The organism is Methylococcus sp. EFPC2 (assembly GCF_016925495.1).
Classification (GTDB): Bacteria; Pseudomonadota; Gammaproteobacteria; order Methylococcales; family Methylococcaceae; genus EFPC2.
On sequence record NZ_CP070491.1, the window covers coordinates 3,728,861 to 3,749,845 of the forward strand.

A 20,985-nucleotide genomic window follows, 5' to 3' on the forward strand; every position below is an offset into this window, starting at 1 on the left:
TTTTGCAGAGCTGATATTTAAACAAGAGGAACATCATGCAGGTTTATTACGATAAAGACGCCGACCTTTCCATCATCCGGGGCAAGAAAGTCGCCATCGTCGGCTACGGCTCGCAGGGCCACGCGCACGCCCTCAATCTGAAGGATTCCGGTGTGGACGTCATCGTCGCCCTGCGCGCCGGTTCGGCCTCCGCCATCAAGGCGCAGAACGCCGGCCTGACCGTCCTGAGCATAGAAGAGGCCGCCAAGGCCGCCGACGTGCTCATGATCCTGGCTCCGGACGAGCATCAGGCCAAGCTCTACGCCGAGCAGATCGAGCCGAACATCAAGCAGGGTGCGGCACTGGCCTTCGCGCACGGCTTCGGCATCCATTTCGGCCTGATCCAGCCCCGTGCGGATCTCGACGTCATCATGATCGCACCCAAGGCGCCGGGCCACACCGTGCGCAGCGAATACGTCAAGGGCGGCGGTATTCCCGACCTGATCGCCGTAGCGCAGAACGCGTCCGGCAAGGCCAAGGAAATCGCGCTGTCCTACGCGTCCGCCATCGGCGGCGGCCGCACCGGCATCATCGAGACGACCTTCCGCGAAGAGACCGAAACCGATTTGTTCGGCGAGCAGGCGGTGCTGTGCGGCGGCGCCACCGCGCTGGTGCAGGCGGGTTTCGAGACCCTGGTCGAGGCCGGCTATGCGCCGGAGATGGCTTATTTCGAGTGTCTGCACGAGCTCAAGCTGATCGTCGACCTGATGTACGAGGGCGGTATCGCCAACATGCGCTACTCGATCTCCAACACTGCCGAATACGGTGACCTGACCCGCGGTCCGCGCGTCGTCACCGAGCAGACCAAGGCGGAGATGAAGAAGATCCTGCGCGAGATCCAGACCGGCGAATTCGCCCGCGAATTCATCCTGGAGAACCAGGCCGGCGCGGCGACCCTGAAGGCCAAGCGCCGTCTGGGCCGCGAACACCAGATCGAGGAAGTCGGCGCCAAGCTGCGCGACATGATGCCCTGGATCAAGGCCAACAAGATCGTCGACAAGACCAAAAACTAGGAGCGGCGTGCCGCCCGGACGGCTGCGCCGTCCGGGCGGGCCGGGATAGCCATGAGCGAACCGACCCCCCCGATCAGACCCCGGCGCGGCATTTATCTGCTGCCCAACCTGTTCACCACGGCGGCGCTGTTCGCCGGCTTTTACGCGATCACCGCGGCTTTCAACCAGCGTTGGGAGCACGCGGCGGTGGCGATCTTCATCGCTATGATCCTGGACGGCATGGACGGCCGGGTCGCCCGCCTGACCAACACGCAGAGCGCGTTCGGCGGCGAATACGACAGCATGGCCGACCTCATCTCGTTCGGCGCGGCTCCGGCGCTGGTGGGTTACGTCTGGTCCCTCGCGGGGCTGGGCAAGCTGGGCTGGGTGGCGGCGTTCGTGCATTGCGCCGGCGCGGCCCTGCGCCTCGCCCGTTTCAACACCCAGATCGGTACGGCCGACAAGCGTTATTTCCAGGGCCTGCCCAGTCCTTCGGCGGCGGCCATATTGGCGGGTTTCGTCTGGTTCGCCGTGGATCACGGCATTGCCGGCGCCGACGTGGCTTACGTCACTCTGGGCCTGTCCATCATGACCGGCCTGCTGATGGTCAGCAATTTCCGCTATTACAGCTTCAAGGACGTGGACCTGCGCGGTCGCATGCCCTTCGTCAAGGCCATCATCATCATGCTGGCTTTCGCCGTGCTGTTCACCAACCCGCCCATGATGCTTTTCCTGTTTTTCACGGCTTATGCGGTGTCCGGCCCGGTGCTGACCTTGCTGGGGCTGAAGCGCAGGCGCGGCGAGCGTAAGGTGTGAACGGACTTGCCGGGGGCCGCTGACGTCGGCATAATCGGGACACCATGAAACGCGAAACGCTGCACAGCTTCGTTTTCCTCCTGTCTTCGCTGAACCTCCGCGAGCTGCTGCCCCGCGCGGGCAACTAACTCGATCCCATCTCCCGTACCAACACCCATCCGTATTACCTCCCGCGGCGTCTCCCTCGTCGACGCGGCGGATTTCGTGGAGTTCAGCCATGAGCGACAAACTCATCATATTCGATACCACCTTGCGCGACGGCGAGCAGAGCCCCGGCGCGTCCATGACCCGGGACGAAAAGGTCCGCATCGCCAAGGCCTTGGAGCGGCTTAGGGTCGATGTCATCGAAGCCGGTTTCCCGGCCGCCAGTCCCGGCGATTTCGAGTCCGTGCAGGCGGTGGCCCGCGCGGTGAAGGACAGCACGGTCTGCGGCCTGGCGCGCGCCCTGGACAAGGACATCGACCGGGCCGGCGAGGCGTTGAAGGAGGCGAACAGCGCACGCATCCACACTTTCATCGCTACCTCGCCCATCCACATGCAGCGCAAGCTCAACATGCCGCCGGAACAGGTGATCGAATACGCGGTGAAGGCGGTGAAGCGGGCCCGGCAATACACCGACAACGTGGAATTTTCGCCGGAAGACGCCGGTCGCTCGGAAGAGGATTTTCTCTGCCGCATCCTGGAGGCGGTGATCGATGCCGGCGCCGGCACGCTCAATATCCCCGACACCGTCGGTTACGCCATGCCGGAACAGTTCGGCCGGCTCATCGCCCGGCTGCGAGAGCGTATTCCCAATGCCGACAAGGCCATCTTCTCGGTCCATTGCCACAACGACCTGGGTCTGGCGGTCGCCAATTCACTCTCGGCGGTCATCAACGGCGCGCGCCAGGTGGAATGCACCATCAACGGCCTGGGCGAGCGGGCCGGCAACGCGGCGCTGGAGGAAGTGGTCATGGCGGTGAGCACCCGCAAGGATTACTTCCCCTGTCACACGGACATCGACACGCGGGAAATCGTCACTTGTTCCAAGCTGGTGTCCGGCATCACGGGTTTTCCGGTGCAACCCAACAAATCCATCGTCGGCGCCAACGCCTTCGCGCACGAGTCCGGCATCCATCAGGACGGCGTGCTCAAGCACCGCGAGACCTACGAGATCATGCGCGCCGAGGACGTGGGCTGGAGCGCCAACCGCATGGTGCTGGGCAAGCATTCCGGCCGCAATGCCTTCCGCACCCGCATGGGTGAGTTGGGTGTGGAGTTCGCGTCCGAAGAAGAGCTCAATGCGGCTTTCTTCCGCTTCAAGCAACTGGCGGACAAGAAGCACGACATCTTCGACGAGGACTTGCAGGCCCTGATCACCGAGGCGGGGGTCGAGTCGGAAGACGAGCGCGTCAAGCTGGTGGCACTCAAGGTCTGTTCGGAAACCGGGGAAACCCCGAGTGCCCTGGTGACCATCCGGGTCGACGCCGAGGAGCGTACCGGGTCGTCCACCGGCGGCGGCGCCGTCGATGCCAGCCTCAAGGCCATCGAGTCCCTGGTGCCGACCGAGGCCAATCTCACGCTCTATTCGGTCAACAACATCACCAGCGGCACCGATGCCCAGGGCGAGGTGACCGTGCGGCTGGAAAAAGGCGGGCGCATCGTCAACGGCCAGGGGGCGGACACCGACATCGTGATCGCTTCCGCCAAGGCTTACATCAATGCCGTCAACAAGCTGCTCACCGACAAGGACCGCACCCATCCCCAGGTCGGCGACGTTTAGCCCGGGACGATGGACGCGGCGGAGCGCAGACGGAGGGAATACCTGGAGGCCATGGGCATCCAGGTATGGCAGTCCCGGTATGCGCCGGCAGGTGTGGAATTGCCGGAGCCGGTCACGGAGGTGACGTCCGCCCTCGACCGGAATGAGCGTGAGCGCATTCCAGCCAACGAGTCTTCCGATGGCCTGGTTTCAGCAGCAGCCGGCGCTTCCTCCGAACGGCAAATCCTGCCGATCGCGGCGCCCAATCCGATTGCGGCCTGCGGGTGGGACGAACTGGCGGCTCGGGTGGCCGGCTGCACGGCTTGTCCCCTGCACGCCGGCCGCACGCAGACCGTGTTCGGCGTTGGCGACCGCACCGCGCGCTGGATGATCATCGGCGAGGCGCCGGGCGAGCAGGAAGACCTGCAGGGCGAGCCTTTCGTCGGGCGCGCCGGCCTGCTACTCAACGAAATGCTGAGGGCGGTCGGTTTGCAGCGCGAACAGGTCTACATCGCCAACGTGCTGAAATGCCGTCCGCCCAAGAACCGCGATCCGCAAGCCGAGGAGGCCGCGGCCTGCGAGGACTACCTGAAGCGCCAACTGGCCCTGGTGCATCCCGATATCATCCTCGCGGTGGGCCGCATCGCCGCCCAGAACCTGCTGAAGACCGCCACACCCATAGGCAAGCTGCGCGGCGCGGTGCACGACTACCAGGGCGTGCCGCTGGTGGTGACTTACCACCCGGCCTACCTGTTGCGCTCGCCCCTGGAGAAGCGACGGGCCTGGGATGATTTAAAATTGGCGCGAGCCATTTTCCGCCGCCGACAACCCTGAACCGAGTGAGCCATGTCCGGACTATTCGATGCCATCAAGCAATGGGTGGACTACGACGCCGAGCGCGACTTCTACGAAAAACACTTCCCCAGCCTGCGTGAAAATCCCGAGACCGTATTTCGGCCCATGCGCAAGGCCGATCTCAAGGCCGTGTCGGTCATCGAGGAAAGCGCTTACGAGTTTCCGTGGGAGCCCGCCACCTTCAAGGACTGCCTCAAGACCGGCTATTGCTGCTGGGTCGCCGAACGCGCCCGCCAGGTGGTCGCCTACGGCATCCTCACGGTGGGCGCCGGAGAGGCCCATGTCCTGAATATCTGCATCGATCCGCAAATCCAGCGTCAGGGCCTGGGCCGTAAGATGATGGTCCAACTCATGGAAGTGGCCAAAAGCCATCGGGCCGAGATGATGTTCCTCGAAGTCCGTCCTTCCAACACCCGTGCCGTCAATCTCTACCTCAGCCTGGGATTCAACGAAATCGGCCAGCGCAAGGGCTATTACCCGGCCAACAACGGCCGCGAAGACGCCCTGGTCATGGCTTGCATGCTTTGATTCTGGAGGCGAAGCGACGCAGTCGGCTCTAGCCCACCAGCCGTTTTTCGAGATCGTGAAGGCAGCAATCGCTAATCGCTTGCCCTGTGCTCCCGATATCGTTCGGACCAGCAGGAGCGATAAAGCTCTCCCCACGTCTTGTCCATTTCGGCGATCAGGGCATCCAGGTCCTCGCCGAACCAGGCTTCGGCGGCCGACTTCTCAGGTGCATAGCGCATCGTGTCGGGCGCGATCTGCAAGGCTGCCAGCCGTTCGCCCAAGCACGGGTGTCGATCCAGTGAGTCGGTTTTCTGCGACAGTTCCTGCCTGATCTCGGCGCCGACTTCCTGCAGGGAAAATGGGCGGTCACGCAGGAACGCCTGCAGATTCTTGTAGGGCGAGGCCACAGGCTGAGGCAGTACCCGCGTCAGGTCGAATAAAGGCTCCCAATAATATCTGTCCAGCAAGCGGGGCAGAGCCGTATGGATCAACAAGCCTTCTGCGGCCCGCTCCTGCCCGACCAGGCGCGCCGCGGTGGCATCTGCCCTGAATTCGTTGGAGCGCCCGTAGATGATGGAATAGACGGTCAAGGTGGACAGATACCAGTGCAGCAAGCCCGCCCATCGGCCGGGAAAGCGTTTCTCCACGACGTCCCATGCCGCTCGAAAATAGAAGAGGATTAGGCCTATCCGTGCATGAATCCGCTCGTTCCGGCCGGAGAGATGCCCCCATTCGTGGGCCAGAACCGACTGCATCTGCTCCGGCGACATGAACAGCAGCATTTCCATCCCCAATACCAGGGTATGCTCGTTCCAACCCAAAAAAACCAGCCGCGGCCTGTGTACGATGCCGGCGTTGCACGTATGCTCCAATAGCACCTTATGTATGCGGGGCGCCCGGTGTTTTTGATTCAGTTTTTCCAATTGTGCAAACAGTTCGGGAAATCTCGCGGCCGTTAACTCGTAACCGCGTGGCGCATACGCCGTCTTGGCGAAATTGAGGGTAATCAGGGTGAAAAACACAGTCAGCGGCGTGAGGTATCCAACACTGTCCAGGAAGCGCTCGATCGTAAACCCCCAAAATATCAGTGCCCCAGCCACTCCGGCAACGACGCCAATAGAATTGGTTACGAAGTAAAAGCCGAAGATCAGCAGGCTACCGAAAAGAACGAGCAGCATGAACTTCAGCATGAACAACCCTGGGTAATGCTGGCGTTGCAACTCCACCGCGGTGGCGTGGGACTCCGTGTAATCCTTCATCGTGTTTGATGGCATGGGGCGCTCCTCTGATACGGGTTTTGTCGTTGCCTTCAGGGCAGTCCGAATACGGTGAAGACGCCCCCTAACGTGGTCATGTAGAGGCCATCGTAGCGGCATTGGTGGGCACCGATGGGCGAAAACGCTCCTCCGCCCGAGATCACACCGATGTATGTTTGCCGCGGTGTTCCCAGGTGCTGACGTTGCCGATGATGCCGGATGGAGTCTTGAACCGGTAGAGCTCCTCGCCGTTGAGGGCATCGCGAACCTTGAACTCGCCTTGCGGGGTGCCGTGGATAACGACGTCGCCGGCGGTGGCGGTCATGCCGCCCTGCAGGACCACCGGCTCATCGACCTGCCAGGCGACTTTTCCCGACCCCGGGTCCCAGGCGGTGAAGGAGCCGGCATGGTGGCGCGATTCGTCCTCGCCGTTCTTGACGGATTGGCTGGCCGGGTAACGGACTGTCGCGGCGCCGGTATACGGACTCCCCTCGTGGTATTCCACTTTGAAGGGGTCGTAGTCCATGCACTCGTGTCTGCCCGGGACATAGGCCAGGCCGGTGCGCGGCGAGTAGGCCGCGGGGCCCTGGGATTTGGCGCCCAGGTTCGAGGGGCAGATGCCCTTCTGGACATGGTCTTCCCCGCCGGTTTCAGGGCTGTAACGCGGGTCCACCTCGGGCCGGCCCGATAGCGGATCGATCTGCCGGGCCCAGTTCACCGCCTCGTCGAACTTCCCGGTTACCAGCAACTCGCCCGTGATGCGGTCCAGGGTGTAGCCGTAGCCGTTGCGGTCCATGTGAACCAGCAGCTTGTCGTGGATCTTGCCTGCGCGGTCCTTGACGGGACGCTCGATCAGCATGGATTCACTGGTGCCGTCATAAGCCCATTGGTCGTGCGGCGTCGTCTGATAGACCCAGCGGGCTACGCCGGTGCCCGCGTCGCGAGCCCACAAGGCGTTGCTCCAGCGGTTGTCACCGGGGCGCCGTACGGGATTCCAGGTGCCCGGATTGCCGGTGCCGTAATAGACGAGGTTGGACGCCGGATCGTAACTGTACCAGCCCCAGGTCGTTCCGCCCCCGATCTTCCACTGATCCCCTTGCCAGCTCTCGAGACTGGAATTAGGGCCCACGGCTTGCATCCGGCCGTCACGCCAGGTCAGGGTCTTTTCCGCGTCGACCTTCATGTCGGCGTCCGGCCCGGTACTGTAGGCCTTCCACGCCAGACTGCCGTCCTCGATGCGATAGGCGGCGAGGTAACCCCGCACGCCGAACTCGCCGCCGGACACGCCGGTGATCACCTTGTCCTTCACCACCAGGGGGGCATTGGTGCTGGTTTCTCCCTTGCGGGGATCCCCGGTTACAACCTTCCAGACTATCTTGCCGGTCTTGGCGTCCAGCGCCACCAGGCTGGCATCGCCCTGCGCCAGAAAAATCTTGCCGTCGCCATAGGCCAGTCCACGATTCACAGCGCAGCACATTTTCTCCCGAACCCGGACCGGATCGAGGTGCGAGGGGACTATGGAATCGCCGTAATACCCCCACAGTACGGATCGGCTGATCTGGCTGAGCGCATAAACCTTGTGCGGATAGCCGGTGTGGATGTAGATCACGTCGTCCACGACCAGCGGGCCGCCTTCGTGCCCGCCCAGGGCGCCGGTGGAAAACTGCCACAGCGGTTGCAGATTCCACGCATTGGATCGGTTGATCTGATTCAGCGGGCTATAGCTCGTCCCGGCGAGGTCGCCGCCCCAGGTTGTCCACTGGCGTTGCTCCCGGCTCAAGGTTTCTACGGCCACCGGTGGATCGGAGTAGCGCGGCTTTGCAGACGCTCCTTGAATTCCCCGGCCAGCTTCGGGATGGCCGTCCGCAAGAGCCGCGATTTTGTCGGCGCTCCAGCCGGTGAGCTCGGCCAGGTTGTCGTAATAAGGCCGCAGAGGTCCCTCGGGTGCGGCGTATTGCCCCCAGGCATCCCAGGCGATGGCGTAGCGCGCCTGGAAACTACGGGTATCGCCGGTTTCCGTGAGCACCAGATCTTCGGGAAAGTGTTCGCGGTCGTAGCGGACGTGCAGGCGGGAGAGATAAACCGGTCCGGCGGCTGGGCTCAGCCCCAGTTCACTCCGCTCCGCCGACGTCACGGGCCCGGCGGTACAGGGGTCGCAGCCGTTCAGGTCCCCAAAATATTCCGTAAACACCACCTTGCCTCCAGCCCGCTCGACCTGACGGGCGAATGTCGCCCGATAAACCGCGCCGAAATCGGATTTGACCGCCGGAGGAAGATCCACGTCCGTGGGTACCGGCAGCGTACGGTAATTGGCCGATTCCACCCGCCCCTTCCGGGTCAGGGTGTAAATCAGCAAGTCTTGCGGCCCCCGGGCGTTCATCGTGCCCAACCGTATGGGCAGCATGAAGCTGCGGCTTTGGTAGCGGATTTGCAGCGGGCTTAGCCGGCCGTAACCCTGCCGCGCCGGTGCGCCCAGGTTCACCTTGGCCATCAGGAAGCGCATGTCTTGTTTGAGATAGCTGCCTATGACGCCTTCGGCGCCCTCCGGCAAGCGGTAACCGTTCTGTTTCAGCCAAACGACCAGGCCGCCGCTCTCCTCGGCCGAGAGCATCTGGAAGTCGTATTCGCCGACGGTATACGCCGCCTCCACCCGCACGCCCAGGGGCGGCGAGCTACCGTTGCCGGCCGCCCCCGGCGACTTGGCTTCGCCCTCGTTGGAGCAGGACAGTTCCGGCTGCGGATATTCCACCAGACGCGGCGCCGAGTACGCATCCAGGTGTTCGATGAGCGCACGGTCTACCACCCGCACCTGATCTTTCCGCAAGACGGTGGGAACCGGTATCACCAGGGCGAAATCCTTGGCCTCGCCCTGAAAGTCGTTGCTCAGGGTCAGCACGGTGCTATCCCCGTCGCGGGCGATGATCGCTTGCGAGGCCTGGTTGTAGAGTTTGCCGTCCGCCTGGTTCACATAGAATCCGGAAAAGGCGTAAACGTTTGCCGCCGGCATCAGCATGGCTATGCCCAAGATATATGCGGTGTATTTCATGGAATCGGTATCCTCGACGAGGCAAAGAAACTCGGATCAAGTCCTTCGACAAGAACAGAACTCACGGTGACGCACCTCAGGTCCGCTTGCCGAATTCAGGGAAACTGCAATTCGGTCTGTACCCAATAACCGTTTAGTTTTTGATACTTGACCCGGACGGCATGACCCGAAATTAGAAAATCAAAATTTGCCTCGCTCATGGCGGCATCGAATAAGATAGGGCCCATGCTGTCATTCGACTTCTCATACGACCATTTCTCTTGGATTTTCTTATCGTCGTACGTTAGCTCGGGCGCGCCGCAGTCGATTAAAAGGTCGTTAATCGTTCGAAAAAGCTCGGAGGAGAAAAACGAGCCATACGGGATGGCGTCGATGTCAGGGCGAAAGTCCCTGGCGATATTTTCCCTGACCTCCGGTCGCCCATCGCCGTCGATGTCTTCCACGGTTTGCACGCGTAGGTATGGCGGCATCAACCAATAGCGCGCCGCGCCGATTTCTGTGGTCAAGGCTTTGATGATATCCGTGTCGCCTCCGATACCGGACGCGATGGCCGCCAGGTTCTCCGTATGGTAGAAACTCTCGACGATTTCATAGGCGTTGCGTTCCCAATCAGGTCGCCGGGATAGTTCCTCGGCCGATAGCGGTATCGAATTCTTCTGAACTTGCTCGACTAGGGCGTCTAATCTCCCTTTGACACAAGCCTCACTTGTCTTCCCGACAGATTCTTCCGCGTTCGCCGCGGATACGAATATCAACAGCAAAGCGGACATGGCTATATAAGGTATTGTCATGGGATCTGCCCTGCCATTTTTGTGAGCGCTAGGTGATGAAGCATTCTTTAATCTCCGCGCATTCCCCGCTTTTTAATGCGTGCTTGAGGAAATGATCGGGATAACTTCGGGCTTGAATTATCCGGAAAAGAAAGCGGGGTAGAATTCGGAGTAATACCGAGACGGCCTACGTAGTAATGCGGAGGCGTAGGGAAGCCCGCCATGGCGGTCATGGCTGGGCGAGGAAAGAACCGTATCAGATCGCTAACTCGCCGGCCGCCGCCAGCATCTCGCGCATTTCTATCTTGGAATGAGTGCCGAGCTTTTCGATGATGTGGGCGCGGTGGGTTTCGACGGTCCGTGTCGAGACGCCGAATTCATCGGCGATCTTCTTGTTGGGAAGATCCTGGACCAGACGGTCCAGCACTCTCCGCTCCGTCGCGGTCAGGCGTTCCAGTTTGAGGCGCGCGGCATCGGCCGAGCGATGCGTAGCCTGGGGCAGGCGGGTAAGACGGGCGCGCGCCTTGGTCAAGGCATCCGCCAGTTGCAGGCTGCGGATGGGCTTGGGGAGATACGACACCGCGCCCAGCTCGCCGGCGCGAAACGCCGATTCGATGTCGGCCTCCCGGCTCATCATGATGACTGGCGTGGTCAGGCCCGAGTCGAGAAAATAGCGCAGCAGATCGATGCCATTGCCGCCTTCGCGAAACCACAGGTCGAGCAGGATGCAGTCGAATTCGCCCGGCCCGGCCGTAGCGCGAAAGCTTTCGGTGTTGCCGAACAGGGTGGGCGCATGCCCCTGGGCTTCGAGCAGCGTGGCGAGACCATCGCGCACGGAGGCATCGTCGTCGATGATGGCGATTCGTAGTTTTTTCATCCCGTTGAATACCTAAAAGGAAATACGTGCACAGGCCTGGGCGAGTATCCGGAACCGTGTTGGCAGTGGGCATCCTGTTGTCGCTGCTGGCGGCTTATGCGGCAGACCGGTTCGAACAGGACCGCAATTTTCGCGAAGCGCGCGACCGCTCCGGACGCGTGCTGGCCCACCTGGCGTCGCGGCTCGCGGAATTCGAGACCGTGGTGCGGTCCGCCCACAGCACGGCCAGCAACGGTTTGACGGCGCGCATTTTACCGGGTCAACAGGATATCTCGCCGCATGGCCATTACCCCGGCCTGAACCGCGTCCGGTTCCTGCCGGAGGGCTGCCGCAACGCTTCGGCGCCGGCGGAATTCCCCGCCGAATGGGCGGAAGTCTCCGGCCGGGAGGAAAATCCCGAGCTGAGCTGGCATTTGCCGGTTTATCGCGTCGGCGCACCGCTGGAAACCCCCGAGCAGCGGCGTGCCGCCTGCGTCGGCGTGGTCGAGGCCTATTTCGAACCGCGGCCGCTGTTCATCCACCTCTTCGACGATCCCGCGATGATGGGCTTGTCGGTGCGCAGCGTGACCCTGATCCTGAGCACCGACGGCGGCGCCCGCCTCGTGCCGCTTTACGCTCAGCAGGGCCCGGCGGGTACGCTGCTCAGTCACGACGAGATCGCCTTTCTGGGCAACGACCTGGTGGTGCAACTGGCCGGCGCGTCGGCGGACGACAGGATTTTTCGTCGCTGGGGCAGAGCCGTATTCGGGGCAGGCCTGATGGTCGTGTTCGCAGTCGTCGGCCTGCTCGGTTTCATCCGTAGCCGCTACGAGCAGCGCTTGAGCGAGACCGAACGGGCACTGGAGCGCTACACCCGCATCGCGGCCATGGGCGAACTCGCCGCCGCCATCGCCCACGAAGTCGCCCAGCCGCTGACCGGCGTCATCACCTGTCTGGAGGCTGCGCAATTGCGCGCCGCCGGCAAACAAGCCGACACCGAAGGATGGAAGGAGCTCGCGAAGGCGCTCGAGCACGCGGAACGGGCCGCCGACATCCTGGACGATATACGCCGGCACGCGAGCGCGACCCAGGAAACCCAGAACACGCAACTACTGACCGTGGACGAAACCTTGCGGCGGGTGGCTGAAATGGCGAGACTGGACGCGCGTTATCGCACCGTCGACATTTCGGTCCAGGGGGCCGGCCGCGAACACCGCGTGATGGGGAGTCGGGTCGGCCTGGAAAGCGTGCTGCTGAATCTGCTGCGCAACAGCGCCGAGGCCATCACGACCACCGGCCTGGGCGGCGCGGTGAGTCTCGGGGCCAGCGTCGCCGACGCTCGGGTCCTGATCCGGATCGACGACGATGGCCCCGGCCTGCCGGATCCGAGTCATGTGTTCCTGCCTTTCCGCTCGACCAAGCCCGCCGGCATGGGCTTAGGCCTTTGCTATTGCCGGCGCGCGGTGGAAGCCGTCGGAGGAACCCTGAACGGTGGAAACCGCCCGAACGGCGGCGCGTATTTCGAAATCAGCCTGCCCTTGGCATCCGCCGTTTTGAGCGAGGCGGGAAAGACGCCGCACGAGGCGTTATCATAGGCGCGTTCAAACGCACTTCCCCTCCAGACAAGAAGAACACAGGTACGCCTCATGCACACTATTACGCTCATTCCGGGTGATGGCATCGGTCCCGCCATTGTCGCCGCAGCCGTCCGAGTCATCGAGGCGACCGGCGTCGAGGTCCAGTGGGAGCAGCAAATCGCCGGCATGGCCGCGGTGGAGAAACACGGCAATCCGCTGCCGGACGCCACGCTGGAATCCATCCGCAAGAACCGGATCTGCTTCAAAGGTCCCTTGACCACGCCTATCGGCGGCGGTTATCGCAGCGTCAATGTGACCTTGCGCCAGACCTTCAACCTCTATGCAAACGTCCGTCCAGCCATCTCTTTCGAAGGCACCGACACGCCGTTCAAGAACGTCAATCTGGTGACCGTACGCGAGAACACCGAAGGCCTTTACGCCGGCATCGAGCATTTCATCAAGGTGGACGAGGAAAAGATCGGCGCGGAGAGCATCGCCATCGTCACCCGCAAGGGCTCCGAGCGCATCATCCGCTACGCCTTCGAATACGCGCGCAAGGCCCAGCGCAAGAAAGTCACACTGGTGCACAAGGCGAATATCCTGAAATGCACCTCCGGCCTGTTCCTGGAAATCGGCCGGGAGATCGCCAAGGAATACCCGGACATCGAGTTCGACGACCGCATCGTCGACGCCGCCTCCATGTTGCTGGTCATGAAGCCCCAGATCTTCGACGTGTTGGTGACCACCAATCTGTTCGGCGACATCCTCTCCGACCTGGCCTCGGGCCTGATCGGTGGCCTGGGGCTCACCGCCGGGGCCAACATCGGCGCCGACGCAGCCTTGTTCGAGGCCGTGCACGGTTCCGCTCCGGACATCGCCCATTTAGGGATAGCCAATCCCACCGCCATGATCCTGGCCGGGGCCATGATGCTGGAGCACTTGGGCGAATTGAGCGCCGCCCGCCGCATCGAACAGGCCGTGCGCGAAGTCATCAAGGAAGGCGTTTATCTCACGCCGGACCTGAAGCCTGGCTCCACCTACGGCACCGACGATCTGGCCGACGCCGTCGTGCGCAAGCTGGGCTGAGGCTCTACCGTGGGAGCGGGCTTGGGCCCGCGCGGAACCGCGGCTTGAAGGCCGGCTCCCACGAGTGCTCCCTTACGGCGGGAAACGGATAATTCGCTGCACGAGCCGGCGCAAAAAATGGCGAAGCCGGCTTTCACGGTACAATCTCACATCCATTGCCGCCGAGAGAGCCCCGCATGCAAGCCGCTACCGAGTCCGCATCGGTGAACCAGAGCTGTCCGCCTGTCCGCCTCCGCGAGATCCCCTACAACTACACCTCCTACTCCGACCGCGAGATCGTCATCCGCCTGCTCGGAGAGGAACTCTGGGCAGTGCTGGACGCCTTGCGCGCCGAGCAGATCACCGGGCGCTCCGCACGCATGCTGTACGAGGTGCTGGGCGACATCTGGGTGGTGCAGCGCAACCCCTACCTGGAAGACGACTTGCTCGAGAACAAGGGGCGGCGGAAGGCGCTCCTGGATGCCTTGCGCCATCGTCTGCAACAGATGGACGAGCGCCGCGTCGAATTGGAAAAGGAAAATGCCGGCCGCGCGCCCAAGGTGGCGCGGTTGCTCCAGGCGGCCCACGATGCGGTCGATGCTTTCGAGGCCCGCTTCGCCCACACCGCCGAACTCAGACGCCGGGCCTTGCACAAGCTGGCCAAGCATACGCGCAAGGACAACATCTGCTTCGACGGCTACGCCCGCGTCACCCATGTGACCGACGCCACCGACTGGCGCGTGGAATACCCCTTCGTGGTCCTTTATCCCGACACCGAGGAGGAGGTGGGGCATCTGGTGCGCGACTGCATCGCGCTGGGGCTCACCATCATTCCGCGCGGCGGCGGCACCGGCTACACGGGCGGGGCGGTACCGCTGACGCCGTTGTCGGCCGTCATCAACACCGAGAAACTGCTGGAAATGCGTCCGGTGGAGTTCGGCACCCGCTTGCCCGGCGCGTCCGAGTCCTGTGCCACGCTGTACACCGGCGCGGGCGTCGTGACCCGGCGGGCGATGGAGACGGCGGAAGCCGCCGGTCTGGTGTTCGCCTGCGATCCCACTTCGGCCGATGCCTCTTGCATAGGCGGCAACGTGGCGATGAACGCGGGCGGCAAGAAAGCCGTGCTATGGGGCACCGCGCTGGACAACCTGGCGTCCTGGCGCATGGTCACGCCGGACGGCAACTGGCTGGAAGTCGAGCGGCTGGATCATAATTTCGGCAAGATCCACCGTCAGGCCGAGGTGAGCTTCCGCCTGAAGCGTTATGCCGCCGACGGCATCAAACTGCTGGGTGAGGAAATCCTCGCCCTGCCCGGCGAGCGCTTCCGCAAGGAGGGCCTGGGCAAGGACGTGACCGACAAGTTCCTGGGGGGCGTGCCGGGCATACAGAAGGAAGGCTGCGACGGCATCATCACCTCGGCGCGCTGGATACTCCACGAGATGCCGCCGCATACCCGCACCTTCTGCCTGGAGTTCTTCGGCCAGGTGCGCGAAGCGGTGCCGGCCATCGTCGAAGTGCGCGATTATCTCGACGGCCTGCCCAAGACCGGCCGCGCGCGGGTCATGCTGGCCGGCTTGGAGCACCTGGACGAACGCTACGTGAAAGCCGTCGGCTATGCCACCAAGGCCAAACGGCACGGGCGGCCGAAGATGGTATTGCTGGGCGACATCGTCGGCGACGACGAAAACGCCGTGGCTCAGGCGACCAGCGAGGTCATCCGATTCAGCAATGCGCGGGGCGGCGAGGGCTTCATCGCGGTCGGCGCGGAGACCCGCAAGAAGTTCTGGCTGGACCGCGCGCGCACCGCCGCGATTGCCCGCCATACCAACGCCTTCAAGATCAACGAGGACGTGGTGATCCCCTTGCCGCGCATGGGCGACTATTGCGATGGCATCGAGCGCATCAATATCGAGCTCTCCTTGCGCAACAAGCTGCGCTTGAGCGAGGCCCTCGCCGAGTTCCTGCGCGGCGAACTGCCTCTGCGCGCCTACGAGGAAGGGGTGGACAAGGACGAGCTGATCGGCGACCGGCGTGCCCGGGCCCTGGAGACCGTGGAAGCCGCGCGGACGCGTTGGCAGTGGCTGTACGACCATCTCGATCTGCCGTTGAGTGAGGCCGAATCCCGCTTTGCGGCCTTGAGTATCGAGGCCGGCGAACTCGCCAGTCGCGTCGAACGCCCCACCGTTTTCCATCGTCTGCAGGACCATTCGATCCGCGTGTCCTGGAAACGCGAGCTGCGCGCGCCGCTGCAAGAGTTCTTCGCCGGCGACAATCTGCGCCCGGTGCTGGAGCGTGTCGACGCCTTGCACAAGGACGTGTTGCGCGGTCGCGTGTTCGTGGCCCTGCACATGCACGCCGGCGACGGCAACGTGCACACCAATCTGCCGGTCAATTCGGACCACTATGAGATGCTGCAGGAGGCCAATGCCGCGGTGGCCCGCATCATGGCGCTGGCCCGTTCGCTGGGCGGGGTGATTTCGGGCGAGCACGGCATAGGCATCACCAAATACGAGTTCCTCACGCCCGATGAGGTCGCCCCGTTCCACGATTACAAGCAGAAGGTGGATCCGGAAGGCCGCTTCAACCAGGGCAAGCTGATGCCCGGCTCCGACCTGACCCGCGCCTATACCCCATCGTTCAGCCTGATGGGCTTCGAGTCGCTCATCATGCAGCAGAGCGACATCGGCGCGATCGCCGATTCGGTGAAGGACTGTTTGCGTTGCGGCAAGTGCAAGCCGGTCTGTTCCACCCACGTTCCGCGGGCCAACCTGCCGTATTCGCCGCGCAACAAGATCCTCGCCACCTCTTTGCTGATCGAGGCCTTCCTCTACGAGGAACAGACCCGGCGCGGCGTGTCCATCACTCATTGGAAGGAGTTCGAAGACGTCTCCGACCATTGCACCGTCTGCCACAAATGCTACAACCCCTGCCCGGTGGACATCGATTTCGGCAACGTATCGATGAACATGCGCAACCTGCTGCGCAAGATGGGCAAGCAAAGCTTCAACCCGGTGAAGAGCGCCGCGATCTTCTTCCTCAACGCCACACATCCGAAGACGGTCAAGGCCATGCGCACGGCCATGATCGAGTGGGGTTACAAAGGGCAGCGTCTGGGCAATCTGATCCTGGGGCCGCTGGGCCGGGCGCAGACGGCGCATCCGCCGGCTTCGCTGGGCAAGCCCAAGCTGACCGAGCAGGTGATCCATTTCATCAACAAGAAAATGCCGGGCAAGCTGCCGAACAAGACCGCGCGCGCCTTGCTCGATATCGAGGACAGCCAGATCGTGCCGGTGATCCGCGACCCGCAAAAGACCCGGGTCGATTCCGAAGCCGTGTTCTATTTTCCCGGCTGCGGCTCGGAGCGCCTGTTCTCGCAGGTCGGCCTCGCCACCCAGGCCATGCTCTACGAAATCGGCGTGCAGACGGTGCTGCCGCCGGGTTATCTGTGTTGCGGCTTTCCGCAACGGGCTGCGGGACAGTTCGATAAGGCGGAAAAGATCACTACCGACAACCGCGTGTTGTTTCACCGGGTCGCCAACACGCTGAATTATCTCGACATCAAGACCGTGATCGTCAGTTGCGGCACCTGCCTGGACCAACTCGCCGATTACGAGTTCGATAAGATCTTCCCCGGCTGCCGGCTGATCGACATCCACGAGTATCTGCTGGAGAAAGACGTCAAGCTGGAGGGTGTCAGCGGCACCCGCTACCTCTACCATGACCCCTGTCATACGCCCATGAAGACGCAGGATCCGCTCAAGACGGTCAATGCGCTGCTCGCCACGGCCGACGGCATGCCGATCGCGAAATCGGAGCGCTGCTGCGGCGAATCCGGCACTCTGGCGGTGGGCCGGCCGGATATCTCGACCCAGGTACGCTTCCGCAAGGAGGAGGAATTGCGGCGCGGCGCCGACCATCTGCGCGACGACGGCTACGACGGACCGGTCAAGGTGCTGACTTCCTGCCCTTCCTGTCTGCAGGGTTTGCAGCGCTACAAGGACGACGTGGACCAGCTCGACGCCGACTACATCGTCGTCGAAATCGCCAAACACGTATTAGGCGGCGAATGGCTGGAGGAATACGTCGAAAAGGCGGGAAAAGGTGGCATTGAGCGGGTGTTGGTGTAGCGCTCGCTCCGGGTTCCGGACGGTCACGGCGAATCAGGCCGATGGCGCTATTTTGTAGACAAAATCCGTCAAGTTCTGCAAAATAACCGCGCGTTTTCACGGCTTTTCGCAAAATCGGAGCGACGGTTCTCACCCTATGACTAGCATCCTGGTGCTTAACGGCCCCAATCTCAACTTGCTGGGGGTGCGGGAGCCCGAGATTTATGGCCGGCAAACTCTGGCCGACATCGAACAGACGCTGGCGACCCAGGCGGTGCAACGCGGCCATCAGCTGGCCTTTTTGCAGAGCAATGCGGAACATGTGCTGGTCGACCGCATCCATCTCGCGTTTCACGAAGGGACCGACTTCATACTGATCAATCCGGGCGCGTTCACCCATACCAGCGTCGCCCTGCGGGACGCCCTGGCGGGCACCCGGATCCCGTTCATCGAAGTGCATCTGTCCAACGTGCATGCACGGGAACCGTTCCGCAAGCACTCCTACCTCTCCGACATCGCCAAAGGCGTCATCTGCGGGCTGGGCGCCCTCGGATACGAACTCGCACTCCAAGCCGCCATCCATGAACTAGAAAAAAAGGGGCAATAGAAAGATGGATATCCGCAAAATCAAGAAACTTATCGAACTGATCGAAGAATCCGATATCGCTGAAATCGAGATTCGCGAGGGGGAGGAGTCGGTTCGTCTCAGCCGCTACGGCGCCAACGCCAATCCTGCGCTGGTGGCCGCCGCCCCCTCGTTTGTCGCCGCTGCGCCTCAGCTTGCCGCGGCAGCGGCGCCCGCCGTGCCGGCTCAGCCGGAGGAGCCGGCCGGCCACATCGTGCGCTCCCCCATGGTCGGCACCTTCTACCGCGCCCCGTCGCCCGGCGCCAAAGTATTCGTGGAAGTGGGACAGCGGGTCGAGGCGGGCAGCACCTTGTGCATTATCGAAGCCATGAAAATCCTGAACCAGATCGAAGCCGACAAATCCGGCGTGGTCGTCAAAGTCCTGGTCGAGGACGCCCAGCCGGTGGAATACAACCAGCCGCTGTTCGTCATCGAGTGAGCCGGCCGGGCTTGCCCGGTAGCTTGCAGGCTAGTTTCCGCCTCCTTATCCGATTCAGGTAAACCCCATGCTCGATAAAATTCTTATCGCCAACCGCGGCGAGATCGCGCTGCGCATACTGCGCGCCTGCCGTGAGCTCGGCATCAAGGCGGTGGCCGTCCATTCCGAGGCCGACCGCGACCTCAAGCACGTGCGCCTGGCCGACGAGTCGGTCTGCATAGGGCCGGCTCCGTCCAAGGAAAGCTATCTCAACGTTCCCGCCATCATCAGCGCGGCGGAAGTCACCGACGCGGTGGCGATCCATCCCGGTTACGGCTTTTTGTCCGAGAACGCCGATTTCGCCGAAAAGGTGATACAGAGCGGCTTCATCTTCATCGGCCCGCGCCCCGAAACCATACGCCTGATGGGCGACAAGGTTTCCGCCATCGAGGCCATGAAGAAGGCCGGCATTCCCTGTCTGCCCGGCTCCGACGGTCCTCTCGGCGAGGACTACGACGAAACCGTCAAGATCGCGCGCCGTATCGGCTTCCCCATCATCATCAAGGCGGCCGGCGGCGGTGGTGGGCGCGGCATGCGGGTGGTGCACAGTGAAGCCGCGCTGCACAGCGCCATCACGCTGACCAAGGGCGAGGCTGCGGCGGCCTTCGGCAACGACACGGTGTACATGGAAAAATTCCTGGAGGATCCGCGCCACATCGAGTTTCAGGTGCTCGCGGACAGCCACGGCAATGTCGTGCATCTGGGCGAACGCGACTGCTCGACCCAGCGCCGTCATCAAAAAGTGATCGAGGAGGCTCCGGCGCCCGGCATTTCCGAGGAAAAGCGCCAGGAGATGGGCATGCGCTGCGTTGAAGCCTGCCGGGAGATCGGTTATCTGGGTGCCGGCACCTTCGAATTCCTCTATCAGGACGGCGAGTTCTATTTCATCGAAATGAACACCCGCGTCCAGGTGGAACATCCCGTCACCGAGATGGTCACCGGTGTCGACATCGTCAAGGAACAACTGCGCATCGCATCCGGCAAGCCTTTGTCGATCCGGCAGGAAGACGTGAAGCTGATCGGTCATGCCATCGAGTGCCGGCTGAACGCCGAGGATCCGACCAACTTCATGCCCTCGCCGGGCCTGATCGAGCATTTTCACATGCCCGGCGGGCCGGGAATCCGGGTCGAAACCCATATCTACAACGGCTACCGGGTGCCGCCTTATTACGATTCCATGATAGGCAAGCTGATCGCCCACGGCGAAACCCGCGACAGCGCCATCGCGCGCGCGCGTACCGCCTTGAACGAGATGGTCATCGCCGGCATCAAGAACAACATCCCCTTGCTGCTGGACATCATCAACGACAAGGCCTTCCAGGAGGGCGGACAAAACATCCACTACCTGGAGAAGAAGCTGGGGCTGAAACACTGATGTGGCGCCAGCTTTCGGTGGCGACCGACCAGGGCACGGCCGAGGCGGTCGCCGATCGGCTTTCCGATCTCGGCGCCCTCTCGGTCAGCCTGGAAGATGAGGGCGATCAGCCGCTTTTGGAACCGAAGCCGGGCGAGACACCCATCTGGAACCACACGCGGGTGATCGGGCTGTTCGAGGCCGACAAGGACCTGGCGGCCATACGCAGCGATCTGATCGAACACTTTCCTGACCGGTTCGATGCCTGGCGCGAGGAGGAAATCCAGGACCAGGCCTGGGAGCGCGCCTGGCTGGAGCATTTCAAACCCATGCCCTTCGGCCGGCGATTGTGGATCGTGCCGACCGGCTATCCGGCCCCCGAGCAGGAGGATGCGGTCTGCGTCAGTCTGGATCCGGGCCTGGCGTTCGGCACAGGTACCCATCCGACCACCGCGTTATGCCTGGAATGGCTGGATGGCCTCGATCTGCGCGGTAAGACGGTGCTGGATTACGGCTGCGGCTCGGGCATATTGGCAGTCGCCGCCTTGCTGTTGGGCGCGGATAGCGCGATCGGCACCGACATCGATCCGCAGGCATTGACCGCCACGGAAGACAATGCGCGCAAGAACGAAGTCCTGGAGCGCCTGACAATCTGCCACCCCAAGCATCTCCCCGCCGGGCCCGTCGACGTATTGGTGGCCAACATCCTCGCCAATCCGCTGATCGAGCTGGCCGAGTCCCTGGCCGTCCTGGTCAAACCCAGCGGCGAACTGGCCTTGTCCGGCATATTGCGCGAACAGGCCGAGGCGGTGAAACTGGCCTACCAACCCTGGTTCGAAATGAACGAGCCGGATTTTCTGGAAGACTGGAGCCGATTGAGCGGCATACGCCGCGGAGATTGA

Annotated in this window: 16 protein-coding genes; 12 read left to right on the plus strand and 4 right to left on the minus strand. The window is 62.7% G+C overall.

The features are described from left to right. Positions 1 to 35 precede the first annotated feature (35 nt). From ilvC to rimI, 5 genes are all read left to right on the plus strand, one after another. Complete coding sequence (ilvC, locus tag JWZ97_RS15940; protein WP_205431178.1) at positions 36 to 1,052, plus strand: ketol-acid reductoisomerase; 1,017 nt, start codon at positions 36 to 38, stop codon at positions 1,050 to 1,052. 51 nt (positions 1,053 to 1,103) lie between these two features. Further along, the gene (pssA, locus tag JWZ97_RS15945) at positions 1,104 to 1,847 is read left to right on the plus strand and encodes a CDP-diacylglycerol--serine O-phosphatidyltransferase (protein WP_205431180.1); all 744 of its coding nucleotides are present in this window, start codon (positions 1,104 to 1,106) and stop codon (positions 1,845 to 1,847) included. Positions 1,848 to 2,064: 217 nt separating this feature from the next. Then, on the plus strand, positions 2,065 to 3,609 hold the full coding sequence (locus JWZ97_RS15950; protein WP_205431182.1) for a 2-isopropylmalate synthase: 1,545 nt from the start codon (positions 2,065 to 2,067) through the stop codon (positions 3,607 to 3,609). Between the two features lie 51 nt (positions 3,610 to 3,660). Then, on the plus strand, positions 3,661 to 4,422 hold the full coding sequence (locus tag JWZ97_RS15955) for a uracil-DNA glycosylase family protein (RefSeq protein WP_240342377.1): 762 nt from the start codon (positions 3,661 to 3,663) through the stop codon (positions 4,420 to 4,422). Between the two features lie 12 nt (positions 4,423 to 4,434). Continuing rightward, a complete protein-coding gene (gene rimI, locus JWZ97_RS15960) occupies positions 4,435 to 4,971 on the plus strand; it encodes a ribosomal protein S18-alanine N-acetyltransferase (protein WP_205431185.1) in 537 nt (178 codons plus the stop codon). Between the two features lie 71 nt (positions 4,972 to 5,042). On the opposite strand, the gene JWZ97_RS15965 is transcribed toward rimI, so the two are convergent. The 4 genes from JWZ97_RS15965 to JWZ97_RS15985 all read right to left on the minus strand — a co-directional run bounded on the left by JWZ97_RS15965 (position 5,043) and on the right by JWZ97_RS15985 (position 10,899). After that, positions 5,043 to 6,224 (minus strand): M48 family metallopeptidase, encoded by a 1,182-nt coding sequence (locus tag JWZ97_RS15965; RefSeq protein WP_205431187.1) that lies wholly within the window; start codon positions 6,222 to 6,224, stop codon positions 5,043 to 5,045. Between the two features lie 142 nt (positions 6,225 to 6,366). After that, on the minus strand, positions 6,367 to 9,252 hold the full coding sequence (locus JWZ97_RS20270; protein WP_305799066.1) for a PQQ-dependent dehydrogenase, methanol/ethanol family: 2,886 nt from the start codon (positions 9,250 to 9,252) through the stop codon (positions 6,367 to 6,369). Between the two features lie 95 nt (positions 9,253 to 9,347). Further along, positions 9,348 to 10,043 (minus strand): hypothetical protein, encoded by a 696-nt coding sequence (locus JWZ97_RS15980; protein ID WP_205431189.1) that lies wholly within the window; start codon positions 10,041 to 10,043, stop codon positions 9,348 to 9,350. 235 nt (positions 10,044 to 10,278) lie between these two features. Beyond that, a complete protein-coding gene (locus JWZ97_RS15985) occupies positions 10,279 to 10,899 on the minus strand; it encodes a response regulator transcription factor (RefSeq protein ID WP_205431190.1) in 621 nt (206 codons plus the stop codon). Between the two features lie 65 nt (positions 10,900 to 10,964). On the opposite strand from JWZ97_RS15985, the gene JWZ97_RS15990 reads away from it, so the two are divergent. The 7 genes from JWZ97_RS15990 (at position 10,965) to prmA (ending at position 20,985) form a co-directional block, all read left to right on the plus strand. Then, on the plus strand, positions 10,965 to 12,473 hold the full coding sequence (locus JWZ97_RS15990) for a sensor histidine kinase (protein ID WP_240342599.1): 1,509 nt from the start codon (positions 10,965 to 10,967) through the stop codon (positions 12,471 to 12,473). 51 nt (positions 12,474 to 12,524) lie between these two features. Continuing rightward, the gene (locus JWZ97_RS15995; RefSeq protein ID WP_205431192.1) at positions 12,525 to 13,541 is read left to right on the plus strand and encodes an isocitrate/isopropylmalate dehydrogenase family protein; all 1,017 of its coding nucleotides are present in this window, start codon (positions 12,525 to 12,527) and stop codon (positions 13,539 to 13,541) included. A 176-nt stretch (positions 13,542 to 13,717) separates the two neighbouring features. Then, positions 13,718 to 17,647, plus strand: coding sequence for a DUF3683 domain-containing protein (locus JWZ97_RS16000; protein WP_205431193.1), 3,930 nt, complete (start codon positions 13,718 to 13,720; stop codon positions 17,645 to 17,647). Positions 17,648 to 17,783: 136 nt separating this feature from the next. Then, positions 17,784 to 18,233 (plus strand): type II 3-dehydroquinate dehydratase, encoded by a 450-nt coding sequence (gene aroQ, locus JWZ97_RS16005; RefSeq protein WP_205431194.1) that lies wholly within the window; start codon positions 17,784 to 17,786, stop codon positions 18,231 to 18,233. A gap of 4 nt (positions 18,234 to 18,237) precedes the next feature. Next, positions 18,238 to 18,690, plus strand: coding sequence for an acetyl-CoA carboxylase biotin carboxyl carrier protein (gene accB / locus JWZ97_RS16010; protein ID WP_205431195.1), 453 nt, complete (start codon positions 18,238 to 18,240; stop codon positions 18,688 to 18,690). A gap of 67 nt (positions 18,691 to 18,757) precedes the next feature. Next, positions 18,758 to 20,104: an acetyl-CoA carboxylase biotin carboxylase subunit gene (gene accC, locus JWZ97_RS16015; protein WP_205431196.1), complete on the plus strand. Its 1,347-nt coding sequence runs from the start codon at positions 18,758 to 18,760 to the stop codon at positions 20,102 to 20,104. Next, the gene (gene prmA / locus JWZ97_RS16020) at positions 20,104 to 20,985 is read left to right on the plus strand and encodes a 50S ribosomal protein L11 methyltransferase (RefSeq protein WP_205431198.1); all 882 of its coding nucleotides are present in this window, start codon (positions 20,104 to 20,106) and stop codon (positions 20,983 to 20,985) included. The genes accC and prmA overlap by 1 nt, the downstream gene beginning before the upstream one ends.